The 19,067-nt window shown below is 56.9% G+C and carries 18 protein-coding genes; 1 reads left to right on the top strand and 17 read right to left on the bottom strand.

Annotated features, from left to right (window positions below):
• Nucleotides 1-3 precede the first annotated feature (3 nt).
• Nucleotides 4-1,800 (top strand): Fe-Mn family superoxide dismutase, encoded by a 1,797-nt coding sequence (locus ACI48J_RS03190; protein WP_405081632.1) that lies wholly within the window; start codon nucleotides 4-6, stop codon nucleotides 1,798-1,800.
• A gap of 256 nt (nucleotides 1,801-2,056) precedes the next feature.
• On the opposite strand, the gene ACI48J_RS03185 is transcribed toward ACI48J_RS03190, so the two are convergent.
• The 17 genes from ACI48J_RS03185 to ACI48J_RS03105 all read right to left on the bottom strand — a co-directional run bounded on the left by ACI48J_RS03185 (nucleotide 2,057) and on the right by ACI48J_RS03105 (nucleotide 19,064).
• Nucleotides 2,057-2,842, bottom strand: coding sequence for a DeoR/GlpR family DNA-binding transcription regulator (locus ACI48J_RS03185; RefSeq protein ID WP_405081630.1), 786 nt, complete (start codon nucleotides 2,840-2,842; stop codon nucleotides 2,057-2,059).
• A 226-nt stretch (nucleotides 2,843-3,068) separates the two neighbouring features.
• Nucleotides 3,069-4,253 carry a saccharopine dehydrogenase family protein gene (locus ACI48J_RS03180; protein ID WP_405081628.1) on the bottom strand — a complete coding sequence of 395 codons (1,185 nt, stop codon included), beginning with the start codon at nucleotides 4,251-4,253 and terminating at the stop codon, nucleotides 3,069-3,071.
• Between the two features lie 45 nt (nucleotides 4,254-4,298).
• Nucleotides 4,299-5,447 (bottom strand): 2-aminoethylphosphonate--pyruvate transaminase, encoded by a 1,149-nt coding sequence (phnW, locus tag ACI48J_RS03175; RefSeq protein WP_405083173.1) that lies wholly within the window; start codon nucleotides 5,445-5,447, stop codon nucleotides 4,299-4,301.
• 43 nt (nucleotides 5,448-5,490) lie between these two features.
• Nucleotides 5,491-6,336, bottom strand: a complete 846-nt coding sequence (gene phnX / locus ACI48J_RS03170; RefSeq protein ID WP_405081626.1) for a phosphonoacetaldehyde hydrolase — start codon at nucleotides 6,334-6,336, stop codon at nucleotides 5,491-5,493.
• A 125-nt stretch (nucleotides 6,337-6,461) separates the two neighbouring features.
• Nucleotides 6,462-8,096 carry a putative 2-aminoethylphosphonate ABC transporter permease subunit gene (locus ACI48J_RS03165; protein ID WP_405083172.1) on the bottom strand — a complete coding sequence of 545 codons (1,635 nt, stop codon included), beginning with the start codon at nucleotides 8,094-8,096 and terminating at the stop codon, nucleotides 6,462-6,464.
• A 141-nt stretch (nucleotides 8,097-8,237) separates the two neighbouring features.
• On the bottom strand, nucleotides 8,238-9,284 hold the full coding sequence (locus ACI48J_RS03160) for a putative 2-aminoethylphosphonate ABC transporter ATP-binding protein (RefSeq protein WP_405081624.1): 1,047 nt from the start codon (nucleotides 9,282-9,284) through the stop codon (nucleotides 8,238-8,240).
• 70 nt (nucleotides 9,285-9,354) lie between these two features.
• On the bottom strand, nucleotides 9,355-10,461 hold the full coding sequence (locus tag ACI48J_RS03155; RefSeq protein ID WP_405081623.1) for a putative 2-aminoethylphosphonate ABC transporter substrate-binding protein: 1,107 nt from the start codon (nucleotides 10,459-10,461) through the stop codon (nucleotides 9,355-9,357).
• A 332-nt stretch (nucleotides 10,462-10,793) separates the two neighbouring features.
• Nucleotides 10,794-11,381, bottom strand: a complete 588-nt coding sequence (gene folE / locus ACI48J_RS03150; protein ID WP_326055868.1) for a GTP cyclohydrolase I FolE — start codon at nucleotides 11,379-11,381, stop codon at nucleotides 10,794-10,796.
• Nucleotides 11,371-11,979 (bottom strand): TetR/AcrR family transcriptional regulator, encoded by a 609-nt coding sequence (locus ACI48J_RS03145; RefSeq protein WP_405081621.1) that lies wholly within the window; start codon nucleotides 11,977-11,979, stop codon nucleotides 11,371-11,373. Before ACI48J_RS03145 ends, folE begins: the two co-directional genes overlap by 11 nt.
• 93 nt (nucleotides 11,980-12,072) lie before the next feature.
• Nucleotides 12,073-12,315 carry a YneF family protein gene (locus ACI48J_RS03140; RefSeq protein ID WP_009676878.1) on the bottom strand — a complete coding sequence of 81 codons (243 nt, stop codon included), beginning with the start codon at nucleotides 12,313-12,315 and terminating at the stop codon, nucleotides 12,073-12,075.
• Nucleotides 12,316-12,393: 78 nt separating this feature from the next.
• Nucleotides 12,394-13,425 carry an HD domain-containing phosphohydrolase gene (locus ACI48J_RS03135; protein ID WP_326055863.1) on the bottom strand — a complete coding sequence of 344 codons (1,032 nt, stop codon included), beginning with the start codon at nucleotides 13,423-13,425 and terminating at the stop codon, nucleotides 12,394-12,396.
• Complete coding sequence (locus ACI48J_RS03130) at nucleotides 13,422-14,018, bottom strand: methylated-DNA--[protein]-cysteine S-methyltransferase (protein WP_405081619.1); 597 nt, start codon at nucleotides 14,016-14,018, stop codon at nucleotides 13,422-13,424. The genes ACI48J_RS03135 and ACI48J_RS03130 overlap by 4 nt, the downstream gene beginning before the upstream one ends.
• A 73-nt stretch (nucleotides 14,019-14,091) precedes the next feature.
• A complete protein-coding gene (gene queG / locus ACI48J_RS03125; RefSeq protein ID WP_405081618.1) occupies nucleotides 14,092-15,339 on the bottom strand; it encodes a tRNA epoxyqueuosine(34) reductase QueG in 1,248 nt (415 codons plus the stop codon).
• Between the two features lie 147 nt (nucleotides 15,340-15,486).
• Nucleotides 15,487-16,095: a signal peptidase I gene (gene lepB / locus ACI48J_RS03120; RefSeq protein ID WP_405081616.1), complete on the bottom strand. Its 609-nt coding sequence runs from the start codon at nucleotides 16,093-16,095 to the stop codon at nucleotides 15,487-15,489.
• A gap of 1 nt (nucleotide 16,096) precedes the next feature.
• Nucleotides 16,097-16,648 carry a DUF402 domain-containing protein gene (locus ACI48J_RS03115; RefSeq protein WP_009676910.1) on the bottom strand — a complete coding sequence of 184 codons (552 nt, stop codon included), beginning with the start codon at nucleotides 16,646-16,648 and terminating at the stop codon, nucleotides 16,097-16,099.
• A gap of 281 nt (nucleotides 16,649-16,929) precedes the next feature.
• Nucleotides 16,930-17,361, bottom strand: coding sequence for a GNAT family N-acetyltransferase (locus ACI48J_RS03110; protein ID WP_016423621.1), 432 nt, complete (start codon nucleotides 17,359-17,361; stop codon nucleotides 16,930-16,932).
• 380 nt (nucleotides 17,362-17,741) lie between these two features.
• Entirely contained in the window at nucleotides 17,742-19,064 is a 1,323-nt protein-coding gene (locus ACI48J_RS03105; RefSeq protein ID WP_405081614.1) for a 6-phospho-beta-glucosidase, read from the bottom strand.
• Nucleotides 19,065-19,067 lie beyond the last annotated feature (3 nt).

Below are 19,067 nucleotides of genomic sequence, written 5' to 3'. Positions count from 1 at the left end.
CTGATGCTTTCGGTCTACGGCAGCTTGATGCCGCTTAGGATTTTAGAAGAAATCCGATTCTGGAAAACCCAGGAGAAGGAACATACCGTCGTTATCCGCGAACTGGTCCCTGCTCTGGAGCCCGCCTATGTGCAGGCGCTTAAGGAGTGGGAGGAAGTTTTCGCCAAGACGGAGGCGGCAGCCGTACAATGGGTAGAATGGGCGATCCGCACTCAAAATCCCACCGATCCCTTCCTTCAGCAGCAGCTGCGGCAGCTCATTGATGTCTCCACCAAGCAGTCGGTTCAATTCATCGAATTTTTGCAGATTGTAGAAAAAGAAAGCAGACCCGTCAGCTCGAATCCGGTTGTCAAAACGGTCATTGAGCATATTATCCGCGAGTCGGAGTATTTCCTCGGCACGCTCAAAGGCCTTGAAACCGCCCAGAAGGGAGGCCCCTACGGTACGGGGAGCTGGGGCTTCGGCGTACCGGGCCAATGGCCGCCGGGCGCTCATTCGGGGCTTGGCGGCTACGCAGTCCAAGCCGGGGACGGTCCGGGTGCTTTCGGGGCGCCCGGGAGTCCGGGCGGCGCTCCCGGAGCGTGGGGAGCGCCCGGAGCATGGGGCGCTCCCGGCTATTACGGGCCGGGCGGCGTAATCTTGCCCGGGGCGGGCTTCGGCAGGTCCGAGAACAAACCGGACGGCCATGACTTGCCCGGGACCTCCATCGGCGGAGCCGGCAGCTCGCTGGAAGGCGTCAGCACGCCGGGGACGGCTGGCGGAGGAGTCGGTCCCGGGACCGGTCCGGGACAGTACGGGATCTACAGCGTGCCCGTTCCCGGCCACGATTCGGACGGTCCCGATCCCGTCGGATACCCCGGGTATCCCCCTCCGGGCTACTCGCCCGGCAGCCCGGGCTTCCCCGTCCCGCAGGGCGTGGGCCCCACACCCGGAACGGGTGTGCCTCCCGGCTTCGGCGTCGGGACGCCCGGTCCTCCGGCGAGCTACACGCCGGGACCGTCCGCTTATCCCGGCGCGGGGATCGGACCTGTCGGGCCGGGAGGCCCCTGGGACACGCGCACGGAAGGCGACCGTCCGCCCCTAAGCGATATGGCGGCGCAGAGCGGCGCAGCGCCGCCTCCGGCATATACGTCGGGGCAGGGGCAGACCGTTCCGGCTCTGTCGCCTTACAAGCCCGTGCCGATAGGCGGGCATAAGCTGCCTCCCCTGCCGTACGCCTACAACGCTCTGGAGCCTCATATCGACGAGGCGACCATGCGCGAGCACCACGACAAGCATCACAAAGCCTATGTCGATGATCTCAACAAAGCCGAGCAGATGCTTGCGAAAGCCCGCGACAGCGGAGACTTTGATCTCGTCAAGCATTGGGAGCGGGAGCTTGCTTTCAACGGCGCGGGCCATTACCTGCACACGATTTTCTGGAACATCATGAAGCCGAACGGCGGCGGGAAAGCCTACGGTCCCATTGCCGCTGAAATCAACAAATCGTTCGGCAGCTTCGACCGGTTCAAGAAGCAGTTCACCGAAGCCGCCAAGAAAGTGGAAGGCGGCGGATGGGCTATTCTGGTCTGGAGCCCGCGCAGTCACCGGCTTGAAATTTTGCAGGCGGAAAAACACCAGAACCTGTCCCAATGGGACGTTATTCCCTTGCTGGTGCTTGACGTGTGGGAACACGCTTATTACCTCAAACATAAAAGCAACCGTGCCAAATACATCGAAGACTGGTGGAAAGTCGTCAACTGGGATCATGTCAATGAACGATTCGAGCCCGCCAGCAAGCTCACCTGGCTTCCTTATTAAAGCGAAGGCAGTTACACATCCATTCAATTTTGATTTTGCATATCCCGCTTCGAATCAAAAAAAGACCTCATCTCCGCCTAGGGGCGGATTTGAGGTCTTTTCGCTTTCCATTGGAGATACTGCTCTGCCATGCGGACGCTTTTTGGGGCAGCACCTCTCTGAGAAGGGATACGCCTGACAGAGCCCGCTCCCCTTTATCCTGCCTGAGGTTAACTCCCGTCATGCGACGCCTAACGCCGCGCGCCGTCCCGGCGGGTTATTCCGCCACGATCCATTTCGTATCTATCGCCTCGAAATCCTCGTTCCACTCGGGCGGATGCTCCGTGTCGCAAATAACCGCGTGGATTTCCTTCAGGTCCGAAACTTTGTAGAAGTGCGTCTTGCCGTTCTTCGTATGATCCATCAGCGCGACTGTCTGGGCCGCATGTTCCATAAACTTCCGGACGAGGAGCCCCCGCTCGGCATCGTAGCTCGTTAACCCGCTTTGCGGATGAAGCCCGTCGACGGCCACAAACGCTTTGTCCACGTAGAAGGATTCCATCATACTCTCGGCTACCGATCCGGATGCACGGTAATGCTTCGCATTGATTTTGCCCCCGATAAAATAAATGTCCCCGGAGAACATATCTTTGTTCTTGTATTCGATAAGCAGAGACAAGGCAGGCACCGACGGCGTCAGAACGGTCAAATTCCGCGTATTCGCCAAATAATTGATCATCTGCAGGGTCGTCGTTCCGTCGTCGATGACGATCACGTCGTTGTCCCGGACCATTGCGGCCGCCGCCCGGCCGATCCGCTTCTTCTCCTCCGCTTTCGTGACTTCCCGGTTAAAGGGGGACGGTTCTTCCCTCATCAAGTCAAACTTGACGGCTCCGCCGTACACGCGTTTGAGCTTATTTTCCTGCTCCAGCTCCTCCAGATAGCGCCGGATCGTTTCCGAGGAAACTTCGAAATGCTCCACCAGTTCGTGTGTCCGGACTTTATTGTGAAGATTGAGCAAGTGGAGGATGTGTTCCTTGCGTTCTTCCCCTACTAGAGACACATGCCCGCCTCCGTTCTTTCGGTTCTGTGATAGTTTCCGGATTCATTATACCCAACCTTGCGGAAGGGCGACAGCCTTTTATGGATAAGGCACCCATGATGAGTTCCGGACGGTTCAATCCATACGGTCAGCCGCTTGATGATCGGCCGTTCGTATTTTATTCAGTGCCTTCGTACAAAATCAACTGCTCAGCCGAGCAGAACGGAGTGGAAAGATAGGGCCGCGCTCACGCCTGGACCGGCTCCCGTTCCATCAACACTTCCGTGTCCTGATGGATGCGGATGCCCCGCTTCTCCAGCTCGGCGAAGACCGCCTGCGGCTCGAAAGCTTCTTCCGGCGTCAGGATGCCCGCGCCGTTGACCCGGCCTTCCGCGATCATGACGGCCGCAATGGCCATCGGGATGCCCACATTGCGGGTGTAAGCGCGAAGCCCTTCCCAGCCCGGTACGGAGCCGTCGGAAGCCGGATGCGTATGTGTAAGCGTCAGCCGCATCGGCACGCCGTTCCGGACGCCGGTGACTTCGATATGCAGCGCGTAGCCGTACAGCTCCGTCTCCGCGCCTTCGCGGGAGTGGTACAAATATTCGCTGACGCAGTCCATGATGCCGATCTCCGTCCCGTTGACCCGGATCTTGTCGTTGCGCATAAAGCCGTACTCATAGAGCGCCTGGACGAGTCTCATATTCGGCTGCGGCCACGTACCGCGGACTTCGATCAGACGCACGCCTTTGCCGGCCAGAGCCTTCGCCAGCGTCTTCGTTTCGGCATGCGGGATAATGTATTGAACCGACGTGCCGTAAGGCTCGGGGAGCCGGATTTCACGGGGACGCGCAAACGGCGGCACCTGAACGAATTCCCCGTTTTCGTACACGACGCGGCCCGGAAGATTCGGATCGTACTCGTAGGTCGTCGTTTCCGTAATGGATCTGGAAAAGGCGATCGGCCGGTAGGAGCCGTGGCTGACCCGGACGGTATCCACCGTATCGAGCTGAGAAGCGGCATGCATCGCCATCATCTGAGTTACGCCCGGGGTCATGCCGAAGCCGGGTACGCAGGTTTTGCCATGCCGCTCGAACAGAGACGCCGAAGCGTCTTCGTCCCCGAAGCCGTTCAGATTGATGCCGTGGCAGCCCGCTTCCGCTATACATGCCGTAGACAAGCCGTTAAGCGTGATCGCCGTACCGTCCATGACGATATCGTAGCCCCGCATCTGCGCGACGGTCGCTTCTTGATCATAAACGTTCACTTTTATGAAATCCACGCGCGGATCGTTCAGCTCCCGCACGACCTTGCGCCCTTCTTCTTCATTGAAATCGGCAACCGTAATTTGCTCGAAAGCGGAATACCGGACAAGATCCAGGATCGCTTCCCTGCAAATCCGGCCCGCTCCGCCCAGACAAAATACTTTCATGATGATATCCTCCTCGGCAAGTGATCATTGCTTGTCCCGTTCGCTTTAAATGCCGCGTCCCCCGCCTCGGTTCCGGTCCCCAGCCGCCGTTACCGCAGCGCCTCCCGCGACGTCCGCTATCGTGCCGACAAGACGCCGCATATCGGCCGGATGAATATCGCCGATCGAGCCGATGCGGAAAGTCTGGGCGGCGGATATTTTGCCCGGATAAATGACGAACCCGTTCTTTTTCAATTCCTCGTAAAAGGCAAGGAACGTGAAGTCCGGCGAATCGGGATAATAAAAAGAAGTGATAAAAGGAGACTGCACGGACGGATCCAGCAGCGGCCGGAATCCGATCGCTTCCATCCCTTCGGCCAGCGTGCGCTGGTTCTCGGTGTAACGTTCGCAGCGGGCCCCGATGCCGCCCTCGTCCTCCAGCTCTTTCAGCGCCTCGTGAAAGGCTCTGACCACGTGCGTGGGAGATGTAAATCTCCACTTGCCCGACTGCCGTTCCATCGTGTTCCACTGGTCATACAGATCCAGAGACAGGGACCTTGCCTGTCCTTCGCAGCGCTTGAGTTCCTCCGTGCGGGCCAGCACGAAGCCGAAGCCCGGAACGCCCTGAATGCACTTGTTGGCACTGCTGATCAGAAAATCGATGTTGAGCTCGCTCATGTCCATTTCAATGCCGCCGAACGAACTCATGGCATCGACGATAAAGGTTTTGCCGTATTTCTTGGCTGCGGCGCCTACTTCGGCTATCGGGTTCAGCATGCCTGTCGTCGTTTCCGAATGAACGACCGCCACGTGGGTAACCGCCTCATCCTGCAGCAGCAGCTCCTCTAGGGCAGCGGGACTGACCGGGCTGAGCTCTCCCGAATCGAGAACGGCCGTCTCGATGCCGAGTACGCGTGCCATCTGGACGATACGGTCGCCGTAGGCCCCGTTCGTCAGCACGGCCAGCTTGCCTCCCTGCGGGATAACGGAGCCGATGACGGACTCCACGCAGAACGTTCCGCTGCCCTGCATAAGCACGCAGGTGTAGCCTTCCGCATCTCCTGCACCCAAAGCGACAAGGCGGGCGCGTATATCCTGGACCAGTCCGTTATAATCCCGGTCCCAGGTGCACCAGTCCCGCAGCATGGCCGCTTTGACGCGTTTCGATGTCGTCAACGGCCCCGGAGTCAGCAGCAGGTATTCGTTGTCCGGCATCGCCGAGTACATGGTGTCCGTCTGCATCATTTCCGCTTCCTCCTTACGCATGCCGCACACCTTCCGGCTCTACAGAGTCAGCCGCCTCCGCAGATACGCCTGCACTGGCCTTCAAGCGCGCTTCAATCAATTCCAGCACCGCATCCAGCTTGCCGACGGATTCAATCACATAGTGGGCTCCTGCTTCATAAAATCTCCCGCGCACTTCCTCGCATCTGCGCTTCAATTCTTCCGGCGGGCAGGCGGATACCTCCGCTTCGCTCATTCCGAGCTCGCTGCTGCCGAGCACAATCCCGACCGTCCAGACACCTGCATTCAGACCTTCCCGGATGTCGCTCAAGGTATCTCCGACTTTCACGACATGATGCAGCGGGTAGACGCCCAGTCGGATGCAGTTCTCAAAGATCATCCAGGGATACGGACGGCCCGCCGGCATCTCCGTAGGCGTCACGAGCACATCGGGACGGTAGCCTCTTTTGCCGGCCTCCTCCACAACGATGTCCATCATTTCCTCGGTATACCCGGTTGTGGACCCGATTTTGATCCCCCGTTGACGCAGTCTTTCCATAAGTTCCAGCACGCCCGGAACCGGCTCGCAGTGATTGCACAGTGAGGCGAACAGAAGCGGCTCGAAATCCGCATACAGGGCATCCACGTCGCGATCGTCCGGCAGGCTGCCGAATTTTTGTTCCCAAAGGTCGGCCACGCGAGGCATTTTCGTAATTTCACGAATGTGATCCCACTTCAGGAGTCCCATCGGCTCCCGCGCTTCCTTCTGCGTAATTTCAATGCCTTTGCGGCGGAAAATTTCTATAAAAACGTTCAAGGGAGCAAAGCAGCCGTAATCTACAGTCGTGCCTGCCCAGTCCATAATGACGGCTTTGATCATGTCGAGTCTCCTCCTGGTAACGGGCCGTGGCGGCTCATCCGCCTATCCGGCTCCGTTTTCGGTTTGATGAAGTAGAAGTAAGGACGTTTACAGTAGAGCGCGTTAACGGTCAAGCCTGTTAACAATTATTTCCGCTGCCAGGCGGAAGCCCGGCTGCTCATCACTTTCGTAAGCTGCTCATAGCCGATCCTCACGACGATGTTGGTCAGTAAAATAAGGACGGACATGGCGGCGGCCGGGGCGGTATCCCCCGCATCGTCCATATTGACAATGGCTACCGAAGCCAGCTTGAAATCGGCGGAGTACAGAAACACGACTGCCGACACGGTTACCATGGAATTCACAAAGTAATAAACGAACATTTCCAGCACAGCCGGCAGGGACATGGGAACCGTTACCCGTGCGAATGTCCGGTAGAACGGGACCCGCATCGATTCCGAAACCGTCTCGAATTCTTTGTCCAGCTTCTTGAGCGCGGCTGTCGCCGTAATAAAAGGAACGGCGTAGAAATGCACGATGTTGGCCAGAACGACGATCCAGATGGTGCCGTAAATTCCGCTCAGCGGATTGTCCGGCCGGTTGAAGAAGAAAATAAAGGCCAGCCCGATCACCATTCCCGGCAGCGCAAGCGGCAGAATGGACAAGAAATAAGCAAACTGCCGCAGAGCGTGCCAGTGGCGCACTTTTTCAATAAGATAAGCGAAAACGAACGTAACCGCCGTACCGATCAAAGCGGTATAGAGAGCCGCCTGCATGCTGTTCCAGAAAGGAGCCAGACCTTCGCCGGCCACGGATGTGAAATCGAAATGATTCCACGTAAACGATAAATCATAGGGCCATACCTTAATCACGGAAGCGAAAATTACGGCGCCGAGCAGGAGCAGGATGGCACCCCCGATCAAGCTGCAAATCACGTAAAATACGGCGTTGCGCCAGTTTCCTTTCTGAATCCGATAGGGAACCGATTTGGACGAAACGAGCGCCTTCTGCCTCCGTTCCACGAAACGGTCCACCGCAAAGGCCAGAATAGCCGGAAGTGTAAGCAGAATGCCTACGGCCGCCCCCATCGTCATGTTCTGCTGGCCGATCACCTGCTTGTAAATATCCGTAGCAAGCACATTGTAGTTGCCACCGACGATTTTCGGGGCGCCGAAATCCGTAAAGCTCATCGTAAAGCAGACGAACAAAGCGCTGATAACGCCGTACTTCACGCTGGGCAGCGTCACGCTCAGGAAGGTTCTCCACTTCCCCGCGCCAAGCGTTTCGGCCGCTTCGTACAGCCGGTTGTCGGTGACAGCCAGCGACACGAGCATGATCATCATCGCCTGGGGAAAGGTGTACGCCACTTCCGCCAGTACGATTCCGACCGGGCCGTACAGGCCGATATCCAGACCGGCGGGCAGAAGACCGAACAAACCGGTCGTTACCAGCCCCTGGTTGCCGAACAAATAAATAAGGCCGATGCCGTGCATCATCGTCGGGGCGAAAAGCGGAAGCAGCGCGATATAGCGGAAAAGCGTCCTGCCTTTGATATCCGTGCGGGTCAGCGCATACGCATACAAGAACGCGAGACCGACTGAGATGACTGTAGTGAGTAAAGACACGTTCAAGGTATGGAGGAGGGAACGGAGAAGGGCCGGCGTCGTGAAGTACACGACGAAGTTTTCCAGACCCGTAAACTGCCCCGTTTTATCGTAAAACGCTTTGGAAAACAACCCGATCAGGGGCAGCAGCACCGTAACGGCCAGCACCGCGATCATGAGGGCGATAAGAGCCTGCTGGATCCGCTCCTCTTTGCCGTGCCGGCGCCTGATCCTTCCCGTTCCCTTAAGGCTGGAACGAAGGTCTCTGGCGGCGCCCTGCACCCTGCGTACGATCATCATGACAAGGACTCCTTTCTCTTACTTCGCTGCGGCCTGGGGCTCGAAGGCGATCAGCCGTTCTTCCGGCAGGCGGAGCGTCAGCTTCTTATTCTTCTCGAGGCCCAGCTGCTGATAATGCTGGGCGGACACGTGAATCGTCATCGGGCGTCCGAGCGGCTCCCCGCCGCTGCCCAACACATCCAGCATGACGTGATAGAAAGGTCCGCGGAATTCGATGCCGCGGACAACGGCCGGTATGCCGCCGCGCGAGCCGGGCTCTTCGGCGCCGATATGCTCGGGCCGGACCGCCATCATGCCGCCGGAGCCGCGCACGCCCCTTTCCCGGAGCTCGGCTCCGTCCAGGAAGTTGATCGCGCCGATGAAATCGGCTACGAACGGCGAAGACGGCCGTTCGTAAACCTCTCTCGGCGTACCGATCTGTGCGACCTCCGCATTGTTCATCACCACAATGCGGTCCGCCATCGTCAGCGCCTCCTCCTGGTCGTGCGTCACCATGATGGTCGTGACGCCGATCTTCTCCTGCAGCGCGCGGATTTCTCCACGGAGCTTGTGCCGCACCTTGGCGTCCAGCGCCGACAGCGGCTCGTCCAGCAGCAGGAAGTCCGGGGAGAGCGCTACGGCGCGCGCCAGCGCGATACGCTGCTGCTGGCCTCCCGAGAGCTGGGACGGATACTTGTCCCTCATCTCCCAGAGGTCCACCAGGTCCAGCGATTCTCTCACCTTCTCGGCGATATCGCGTTTGCCGAGCTTCCGGCTCTTCAAGCCGAAGGCGATGTTCTGCGCTGCCGTCATGTTCGGGAACAAGGCATAGGACTGGAACATCATGCCGAAATTCCGTTGAGCCGGAGGAAGAGCGGTGATGTCTTTGCCTCCTGCCGATACCGTGCCCGTGTCCGGGTGCTCCAGTCCGGCGATAATGCGGAGCAGCGTCGTTTTGCCGCAGCCGCTGGGGCCGAGCAGGCAGACGAATTCATTTTTGCGGACATCCAGGTGGATGCTGTCCAAGGCCGTGAACGAACCGAATGTTTTGCGGATGCCCCGGATCGATAAGTGCGCCTGATTCATGTGTTTCTCTCCTTCCGGCTGCCGGTTTACGGTTCTGACTGTTTGCCGCAAGCGGGAGTACCGCTTTATTTTAGGATTTGGGCTCGCTCTTGGCGTTGTAGCGTTTCTCCCACTCTTTCAAAATGCCGTCTCTATTCTTCGCCGCATCGTTCAGGTCGTATTTGATGAGCTGGCTGAGCGGGTCTTTGGAGTAACCCTCCGGAATCGTGCCGGAGCCGTCGTTCACACTGATGATCGCATAGTTCTTGTTGTAGGCTTTCATTGCCTCGTCGCCGATCGCCCAATCCAGGAACGCCTTCGCTTCGGGCTTGATCGCCGCTTTCTTCATCAAGGCGTTCGCTTCCACATCCCAGCCGGAGCCTTCCTGCGGGAATACAACCTCAACCGGCGCGCCTTTCTTCTTCTCCTGAATGCCGCGGTAACCGAACGAGATGCCGATCGGGTATTCGCCCGCAGCCGCCATTTTGGCCGGTTTGGAACCCGAGTGCGTGTAAACGGCGATATTGTCATGAAGCTTGTCCATGTACTCCCAAGACGGCCCTTTGCCGTAAAGCTGCTGCCAGCCCGTCACATCGAAAAATCCCGTCCCCGAGGAAGCCGGATTAGGCATCACGATCATGCCTTTGTATTCGGGCTTGATCAGATCCTGGTAAGTCTTCGGAACCGGAAGTTTCTTTTTCTCGAGTTCCTTCGTGTTGACGATAAAAGCCGTTTCCCACGCGTCGATGCCGACCCATTTCGCCGGAGTGCCGGTGCTTTTGAACATCGGAGATATCCGTTCGATCCCTTTGGGCGAGTAGCCCTCCACCATGCCGTTCTGATCGAGCACAAGCAGGCTTGTCGCCGCAACGCCCCAGACCACGTCCGCTTGAGGGTTATCCTTCTCGGCCAGCAGCTTGGCCGTAATGATGCCCGTCGAATCCCGCACAATATTGACCTTTATATCCGGGTTCGTTTTTTTGAACGATTCGAGGTAAGCTTTAATCTGATCGTCTTCCAGTGCGGTGTACACCGTCAGGTCGCCTTTCAGGGCAGCGTTTTGGGAAGTGCCCTCCTTGCCTCCCGCCTTTTCCGGGGGTTTGGTCGCGGCGCCCGCTTCGCTGCCGCTTTTACCGCAGCCTGCCAGCAGGGAAATCGCCATAAGAAGAGTCAGGCAAAATGAAGCTGTTTTTTTCATGACCGTCGTTCATCCTCTCGAATTTGCAAAATGGAATAAGCTGCGTTTGGATTCATTACTCTTACAGTTGTTATGGTATAGAAGATTTGTAAACTCACGATTAAATACAAGTAAAGATTGCGTGTTTAATTTTATTTAGTTGTTTTTAGTTGTATTTTAGACTATACACATAACAAAAAAGGACAGCCTTTTTAAGACTGTCCTTCTTGCTATTTGACTTTCGGTTGGGCCGAAGTTCTTATTTACTTTGTTTTGCCTGCGATTGCTTGGATCTGACGTTCGCCTGAGTTTCCCGCAGCGGCCCGGCGGGTTAGCCCGCATTTATCCGCCCCTTACTTAATCAGCGACAAAAACTCCGCCCGCAAAGCGGAATCCGTCCGGAACGAGCCGCGTACGGCCGACGTGACAGTCTTGCTGCCGGGCTTCTTCACGCCGCGGGAGCACATGCACAGATGCTCGCCTTCCACGACGACCATAACGCCGTGCGGCTCCAGCACCTCGTCCAACGTGTTGGCGATCTGGGAAGTAATCCGCTCCTGCACCTGCAATTTACGGGTGATGGCTTCCACCAGCCGGGCGAATTTGCTGAGGCCCGCGATTTTCCCGCTCGGAATGTAGCCCACATGGATCTTGCCGAAAAACGGCGCCATATGGTGCTCGCACTGGCTGTAATAGACGATATCTTTGATGATGACGAGTTCCTCGTGCTGCTCATCGAAGGTTACGCCGAGTACGTCGCGAAAATCCGCCTCATATCCGGCGAAAATCTCCTCGTACATGCGGGTTACACGCGCCGGAGTATCCAGCAGCCCCTCGCGTTCCGGGTTCTCTCCGATCAGACGAAGTATTTCCCTGATATGTCCTTCAATCTGTTCGCGGTTATCCGCGACTTTCGTGTTTTTGTACTCTTTAGCCGGCATGTTGCTCTCCTTCCAATCCGTTCCCTATGATATGTTTCACCAGCTTGCCGCCGTACTGCAGCGCGAAACTGCTGCGGTGCGCTTTGCCGAGAAGCATGCCGCCCTGCAGCAGTGCGGTCAGCGCAACGGCCGTTTCCCTGGCTTTCATGCCATGAAGGTTGATCTCTTGATTAACTGCCCCTTCCTGCAGGCAGGCTTCGATTCTATTCTCTATGTCTTCGAGAAAATCCACCAGCAAGCGGCGCAGTTCTTCGTACCGGTCCCCGAGTTCAAGCACCAGGTTGCCGATGTAGCAGCCCCTGCGGCAGTCATGCTCTTCCGCAGCAACCTGCATGAGACGGAACAATCGTCCCAGCCTCTCCTTCGGACCCAGCGCCCGGTTGTCCAGCGACGGCCCGAATATCTGCTCCTCCATCAGCGCGATCTTCTGCTGAATGACTTGCCGGCCAAGCTCTTCCTTACTCTTAAAATGGTAATAAAAGTTGCTTTTCACCACGCCGCACCGGGAGAGAATTTCTTCCAGTCCCGTAGCCTGAAAGCCTTGCTCGTGAAAAAGTTCCATGGCAGCAGCGATAATCTTGTCTTTGTTGCTGGGCATAAGCCAACCACCTCTGGATAATACTGGTCCGTTCTACTCAAAGGGCCGAGCAGCCTGTGAAACAGGATTCCCGGCCGCTTTCATGCGGATTTTTTATTTGGATCTTGCATTTTTATTCGGCTTCTTGCTGGTCAGGTTCTGGTTCTTCATCATGGTCTGCACTTTGTTCATTTGCTGCTTGTTCATGTTGTAGCCCATCTGCTTAGCCATCTTCTGGATCATTTCCGGATTGTTCTGCATCGATTCGAGCTGCTTACGGAGATAGAACACTCCGATAAAAAAGCCTCCGACCAGTCCCGCTATCAAGGTCAGAATCGGAATGATAATTTGCCACATCCTGCTTTTCCCCCTGCGTTCAAAAATTGTTTTCAGTCAAACTCATCATAGCATTATAAAACCGAAAATCCAAGCTTCTCAGGCCAACACGTGTTCGATAAAAAGCGTGGTGTGCTTCGCCAGATCCATTTCCTTCACATCGTACTCTTTGCCGCCGTCCTGTTTGATGATGCGGACCACCGGACGGCCCGGCAGGCCCCGGTGCTGGCCGACCACAACACCCGTTTCGCGGGTGGACAGACGGACGGAAATCCCCGTCGGATAGACCGATACGGTGCGCAGGAAGTGAATCAGGACGTCCCTGTCCAGCTTCGTGCCCGCCATAGCCATCATGTGCTCGATCGCCACATGGGGGAGCAGCCCCGTGTCCAGGCCGCCGCCTTGAAGGAGATTGTCGTAGGTATTGGCCGCACTGACGATCTTCGCGTACAGATGAATCTGCTCACCCAGGAGTCTGCGCGGCTTGCCCAGCCCGTCGGGCGTTTCGTGGTGCTGGAACGCGACATGCGCGATAAGCAGGCTGTATTCCCGCTTGGCTTTAAGCAGCTCGAAGCCTCTCCACGTATGATGAAGCCGGTCGTCCTTGGATTCGTCGTCCGTAATCCGGTCCAGCTTGCCCACGTCGTGAAGCAGCGCTCCGATAGCAAGCTCTTTGAGCTGCTGCCCATTCAGATTCATATTGATTCCGATCAGCGTGGAAATCATGCAGACGTTGAGCGCATGCAGGTACATGTCATTGTCTTTCGTACGGATATCCGTCAGCTGGATCAGAACGTCCTTGTTTTTTAAAATTTCATCCAGCAGCGTATCCACGTTTTTGCTCATGTGGCGTGTATTGAAGTCTTTACCGGACCGGATGGAATCGAAGGTGTCCAGCATCTGCCGGATGACGATCCGCTTCGTTTCCTCGCTGACGACTTCGGGAATTTCGATATCGTCCGTCTCCTGATCCTGGATATAGAGCATGGAAACCCCGATGCGCCTCAGCGTATTAATCATATAAACGGTAAGCTGAACCCCCTCGGCCAGCATAACCGCCCCGGACGCCGTAAAAATCGTCTTTCCCAGATATTGTCCCGGTTCTATGGAATCAATAGGAACATATTTCATGCTTTCCACTCCCGATTCTTCGATGTATGCCGGACATCCGCCGGCGACCGGCCCTCTAGCTCAAGCAGGGCCGTCTTGACGGGAAGTCCGCCCCCGTATCCTACCAGCTGCCCGCCTGCGCCTATAATGCGGTGGCACGGGATGACGATCGGAACCGGATTGCGGTTGTTGGCCCCGCCGACCGCCCTGACCGCCTGAGGCGATCCGATGGCGGCGGCGATGTCTTTATAAGAAGCGGTAGCTCCGTACGGAACGGACAGCAGCGCCTTCCAGACCCTGAGCTGAAACTCCGTCCCCCGCAGATCGAATGCGAGGTCGAACGAGCGTCTCTGTCCGCTGAAATACTCTTCAAGTTGTTCTCTGATTTCCCGGAGTCCTCCGGGACTCGGAACAACGGTGCCGCCCGGAATCCAGCGGTCCGTCCATTGCTCCAGCTTGCGGACCGCTTCCGGCCCGCTCCCGAATTCGATCGCGCAGAGCCCCGTCTCCGTCCCGGCGAGAAGCAGAGGGCCGATTGGAGAATCCAGCGTATCGGTTTCTATATAGACAGATTTCCCTGCCTTTGTGACCGTTCCTCTGCCGCTGTCGTCCATTACGCATCCCTCCGTTTCTGGTAGTTGGCTGTCGGCACTTCCGGCAGCACGCCCCGGGCTTAACGGGCGGCGGCTACTCCGCAGCCGGTGCCGTTCCGGCGGCGTCCGCCCGCGGCCCGCCGGTTTCTGGCGCGGCCGGATCGCCGCCGCTTGGCGGAAGCCCGCCGAGCTTCCGCGCCGCGTTGCCCAGCTCGGCAAGCACTGCTTCGTCGCGTTCGCTGCGCTGCGCCCGGAGCACGGCGTCCAGCGCCGCCTCGCCACCGATCTTGCCGAGCGACCAGGCCGCCGTGGCCCGAAGCTCCGGACGCGGATCGTCCTTGAGCAGGGAAGCGAGCACCGGAACGGCCGACCGGTCCTTGAAATTGCCCAGCGCGAGCACCGCATTGCGCTGGATGGGTTTGCGCCCCCTCCAGGCCGCCGAGCTTCTTCCGAAGCGCTCCTTGAATTCCCGGTTGCCCATGGTGAGCAGCGGGATCAGCAGCGGCTTCACGACCTCGTGATCCGGCTGGAGATCCTCGTGGTGCGTCCAGTTCTTGCCCTTGTTCACCGGGCAGACGATCTGGCACGTATCGCATCCGTACAGCCGGTTGCCGATCTTCTCCTTGAACTCGTCCGGAATCGTTCCCTTCGTCTGTGTCACGAAGGAGATGCACCGGCTGGAGTTCAGCTGCCCGGGCCCGACAAGCGCTCCCGTCGGGCAGGCGTCGATGCAGATCCGGCATTCCCCGCACTGGTCCATAATAGGAGTATCGGCCGGGAACGGAAGATTTGTAAGCAATTCGCCGAGGTAAACCCAGGAACCCCACTCGGGGGTTATGACGGCGCAGTTTTTGCCGATCCAGCCGATTCCCGCACGCTCGGCCACGGCGCGATCCGCAAGAGCGCCGGTATCGACCATGTCCATAAACCGGACACCGTCGACGCGCTCTTCCAGAAACGATCCCAGCCGCTTCAGCCGGTCCCGCAGAACGAGATGGTAATCGTCGCCCCAGGCGGCCCGGGCCAGCATCCCCCGGTACGCTCCCGCTTCCGAGCGCGGAGGGTTAATCAGCTTGGAGGGATAGGCGACCGCGATAGCGATGATAGATTTGACCCCTTCGAAGCTGCGGTCCGGGTTGACGCGCTTCTCGATATCCGGCTCTTCAAAGCCGGATTCGTAGCCCTTCTCGCGGTGCCGAAGAAGAATATCCTTCAAATCGTGAAAAGGCTCCGCCGAAGCGAATCCGATTTTATCGATTCCGAGCGACGGCGCCGCCTGGATGATTTCCTGCTTAAGCAGGAGCAGGTCCCTTTCGGAAGCATCCGCAAGTGTTATCCGCATGCTCTATCCCTCCTTCCGTATCCTCTGAGTTGAACCGTCCAAGTCGGCTCCGCTAACGGACGGCGTATCCGGGGCCTTTCTTCCCGCGTGTGCGCCCTTTAAGTGGCTTGCTGCTTCTCTAGTCTTATTCGTGACCCTAAAGCCTCTCTAGAGACCTTTCAGAGCGTCTGGCGGCCATACTATCCATTCTGCCCGGCCGACCAGCAAACTAACGGCTGCCGGACCGAAACTCCGGCTGTCCAGGCTCGCTCCGCTGCGCCGGTTGTCGCCCATGACGAAGCAGTAACCTTTTCCTACGGTAAAAGGACCGTAATCGCCGTCCCCGATCCTTGCGTCCGTATAGGGCTCTTTCAGTTCTTCGCCGTTTACAAATACCCGGCCGTCCGTAATTTCAAGCCGGTCACCGGCCGCAGCCACGATCCTTTTGACCAGATAGGGGCGGGTCTTCTCCGTTCCCGTTCCATCCGGTTCTTTCAGGACCACGACGTCTCCCCGGCTGAAACTCCCGGTCCAAGCGGCCGTTTTATTCACAAAAAGCCGCTGCCCTTCATGCAGGGTCGGCTCCATCGATATTCCGCGGACGGCGGAAATGTTGAATCCGTACCGCTGAATAACGGCAGCAGCCAGTATGATTACTAAGAAAGTTCCCAGCCTGCTCCAGTTTCTTCTCCCGGAAATGCGGCCGTCTCCCTGCACTCCGCCCGTCTCCGGTGCGGGCGCGGAAGAAGACCGGGGTTCCCGCCCGGAATCCGTCACCTCACGCCTCCGTTTCCCTGTCCTTCCACAGCTGATAGTATCGGCGGACGCTTTCGTCCCCGAACGGGGCGCCCTGTTTGCCGATTCGCTTCAGCAGGGCGTCCAGCCCCGCCTTTACTTTCGACTCGACCAGCGGGGGATACCGGTACAGCGCCTTATGCTGTTCGTATTCCTCCCGGTCCACGACATGAACGTCGCCTCCGGCCATCCGGATCACATCCAGATCGTAGTCGATGTAGGTGATAACGTTGCCCGCCCGGTAAAACGGAGAGGCTACGTTGCAGTAGTAGCGCACGCCCCCCTCTTCGAGAAGAGCGACGATATTGTACCATTCCCCCGGTATAAAAAAAGAGACACCCGGAATCCGGCTTGTCCATTCCTTCCCGTCCGCTTCCTGGATTTTCGTCTGGTTGTTGATAAACACGTTCATGTTTTCTCTCTGATGTTCGGGATGGAGCTCGTGCTGGGGCACTTTCCAGTTCTCCAGCCACATGCGGTGCAGATGACCGTCGTGCTTAAAGCTCTTAATGACAAAATGCTCGAAAGATTCCATTGAAATTGCCCCTCTATAATAAACCGTCTCATCCGGCTAATGCAGCTTATGCTCATGACTTCATTGTTGACTGCGGTTAATTTGAAATTCGAACAAGTTGAAACGAAATGACCGGAACCCGCGTAGAAAAACAAATACGCAGCGACTAAAAAAGCTCCCTACGGAGCCCGTTCTTCCCGGCATAAAAGAAGTGGTTACAATAAAAGCATACCTTCCTCCCGGGAGCGGAGCCTGTCCGCCAGCGACAAAAAGATATGCCTTCATTATACTATAATTGACCCCTACATGCTTGCTTTCTTTACAATGCTGAGCCGGTTTGCCGTTCTCGTAAAATCGGAGTGATTGTATCCCGCCGACTCATAAACAGGCAGCACCAATTCATTGTGATGATCGACTGTGACAAGAATGCGTTTAACCTTACGCTGCATAAAACGCTGCTTCATTCCTTCAATCAAAGCCTTGCCGATTCCCTTGCGGCGATGCCCGGGTGCAACTGCCAGGCGGTAATAGTACCCTTTGTTATCATCGATGGTCCCGATTACCATACCAACCAGCTCATCCTGCTCTTCCGCAACCAACACTAATTCGCCGTCCCACGACAGCTGCTTGGCAAACGCCTGCATCGTTTCCTTGTAACAAGGATCGCTGAGCGCTTCCTGAAGCAGACCGGAGATCGAGCTGTAATCAGACAATCGAAAAGAACGAACACGCATGAGGTCCACTCCCACAATATCAATTTTTCGGTGTAAAAATAATTTTACGACAAAAAACGCCGAAAATCCTCCCTTTTTTTCAAAAAACACTAGCTTTTCTTAATAAATCTCTTGAAAGCGCTTAATAGGAAGCGTTTACATATGTTTTTGTGCTTTTTTTCGCCTAAAAAGTCCTTCTTCTTCCAGCAGTTTCATAGGATCACGGACCTGGAAGAATCCGTTTTCGGGTTCTTCCTCATTTGAATCTTTTAGAAGGCCGGCTTCCGCGCACAAAAAAAACAGCCGGGTAATCCCGGCTGTCTTTCGTTCTGTTCCAACAGCTAAATCGTCTGTTCGATTGTCGATTTTCTTTTGCCGATAATGATTAGGGCCGTAAACCGTTAAACGTTCGAATGTTCGGCGGCGGGAAAGAAATTAGGCAGATACGCGCGGTTCTGCTCCAGCATTTCGTCCAGCATCTTCTCGGCCGTATTGACCGAGGAAATGAGCGGATGATGGGCAAGCGCCTGAAGGGCGATGCTCCTGTCTCCCGTAACGGCCGCCTCGATCGCGAGGATTTCATACGTTTTCACGGCATGGATCAGGCCTTTGACGGCCTCCGGCACGCGTGTCACCAAAAGCGGGATCGGTCCCTGCCGGGTCACGACACAGTTCACCTCGATACTCGACTCGTTCGGAAGGAAATCCAGAATGCCGTTGTTGCGCACGTTCAAGGTCTGAATATCCCTTGAGTCGTTGTAAAGGGAGCACATCAGGTTAACCGCCGCTTCGGAATAGTAAGCTCCGCCGCGCTTCTCCAGCTGCTTCGGCTTCTCCGCCAGATCCGGGTCCTTATAGAGCTCGAAAAGCTCGTCTTCAACCCGCTTGACGACCTCGGCGCGCGTGCCGTCCTTCTTCGATGCCTCGATCTGTTCCTCCAGCATTTCATCCTTCAGGTAGAAATACTTGAGATAGTAGGAGGGCACCGCGCCCAGACCGCGGATAAAGCTTGCGTTCCACTCCATCTGGGGCACGTTCTTGGCGGAATATCCGCTGCCGCTGCCGACGAGCTCTTCCAGCTTCGACTCCCCGTCCACGGTGATCTGCGTGATCCAGTGAAGGTGGTTGAGACCGACGAACTCGGTATAAATGCTCGACGCCGGAACGTCGTATTCTTTCATCAGCCATTTGTGCATGCCGATCGGAGCGTTGCACAGGCCGATCGATTTGATGGAGCTGTGCTTGGAGATAGCTTCCGTTACCATGCCGGCCGGATTCGTAAAGTTAAGCAGCCAAGCGTCCGGGCACAGTTCCTCCATGTCGCGGCAGATGTCGAGCAGGACCGGTATCGTCCGGAACGCCTTCATCATGCCTCCGGGTCCCGTCGTTTCCTGGCCGATGACGCCGTATTTAAGCGGGATCGACTCGTCCCAGGCGCGGGCTTCGAGCATACCGACACGCATTTGCGTGGAGACAAAGTCTGCGCCCGGCAGAGCTTCCCGGCGGTCCAGCGTCAGATGAACCTGGATCGGCAGACCGGATTTCTCGACCATGCGCTTCGCCAGGCTGCCGACGATGTTCAGCTTCCATTCGCCCTGCGGAATGTCGACAAGCCAAATTTCGCGAATCGGCAGCTTGTCGTAATTCAGAATAAATCCTTCCACGATTTCCGGTGTATAAGAGGAACCTCCACCGATGACAACGATTTTCAAGCTTTTGTCCATCTC

The organism is Paenibacillus chitinolyticus (genome assembly GCF_045038035.1).
GTDB lineage: Bacteria > Bacillota > Bacilli > Paenibacillales > NBRC-103111 > Paenibacillus_F > Paenibacillus_F chitinolyticus_A.
The sequence above is the reverse complement of the archived record's forward strand: the minus strand, read 5'-3'. Positions and strand labels throughout refer to the sequence as shown.

What these genes read in the sequence shown, in the direction of transcription:
- ACI48J_RS03190 (WP_405081632.1), top strand. Translation starts at nt 4, where the DNA reads ATGCTTTCGGTCTACGGCAGCTTGATGCCGCTTAGGATTTTAGAAGAA.
- ACI48J_RS03180 (WP_405081628.1), bottom strand. Translation starts at nt 4,253, where the DNA reads ATGAAAGTATTTTGTCTGGGCGGAGCGGGCCGGATTTGCAGGGAAGCG.
- phnW (WP_405083173.1), bottom strand. Translation starts at nt 5,447, where the DNA reads ATGCCGGACAACGAATACCTGCTGCTGACTCCGGGGCCGTTGACGACA.
- phnX (WP_405081626.1), bottom strand. Translation starts at nt 6,336, where the DNA reads ATGATCAAAGCCGTCATTATGGACTGGGCAGGCACGACTGTAGATTAC.
- ACI48J_RS03165 (WP_405083172.1), bottom strand. Translation starts at nt 8,096, where the DNA reads ATGATCGCGGTGCTGGCCGTTACGGTGCTGCTGCCCCTGATCGGGTTG.
- ACI48J_RS03160 (WP_405081624.1), bottom strand. Translation starts at nt 9,284, where the DNA reads ATGAATCAGGCGCACTTATCGATCCGGGGCATCCGCAAAACATTCGGT.
- ACI48J_RS03155 (WP_405081623.1), bottom strand. Translation starts at nt 10,461, where the DNA reads ATGAAAAAAACAGCTTCATTTTGCCTGACTCTTCTTATGGCGATTTCC.
- folE (WP_326055868.1), bottom strand. Translation starts at nt 11,381, where the DNA reads ATGCCGGCTAAAGAGTACAAAAACACGAAAGTCGCGGATAACCGCGAA.
- ACI48J_RS03145 (WP_405081621.1), bottom strand. Translation starts at nt 11,979, where the DNA reads ATGCCCAGCAACAAAGACAAGATTATCGCTGCTGCCATGGAACTTTTT.
- ACI48J_RS03140 (WP_009676878.1), bottom strand. Translation starts at nt 12,315, where the DNA reads ATGTGGCAAATTATCATTCCGATTCTGACCTTGATAGCGGGACTGGTC.
- ACI48J_RS03135 (WP_326055863.1), bottom strand. Translation starts at nt 13,425, where the DNA reads ATGAAATATGTTCCTATTGATTCCATAGAACCGGGACAATATCTGGGA.
- ACI48J_RS03130 (WP_405081619.1), bottom strand. Translation starts at nt 14,018, where the DNA reads ATGGACGACAGCGGCAGAGGAACGGTCACAAAGGCAGGGAAATCTGTC.
- queG (WP_405081618.1), bottom strand. Translation starts at nt 15,339, where the DNA reads ATGCGGATAACACTTGCGGATGCTTCCGAAAGGGACCTGCTCCTGCTT.
- ACI48J_RS03115 (WP_009676910.1), bottom strand. Translation starts at nt 16,648, where the DNA reads ATGGAATCTTTCGAGCATTTTGTCATTAAGAGCTTTAAGCACGACGGT.
- ACI48J_RS03110 (WP_016423621.1), bottom strand. Translation starts at nt 17,361, where the DNA reads ATGCGTGTTCGTTCTTTTCGATTGTCTGATTACAGCTCGATCTCCGGT.
- ACI48J_RS03105 (WP_405081614.1), bottom strand. Translation starts at nt 19,064, where the DNA reads ATGGACAAAAGCTTGAAAATCGTTGTCATCGGTGGAGGTTCCTCTTAT.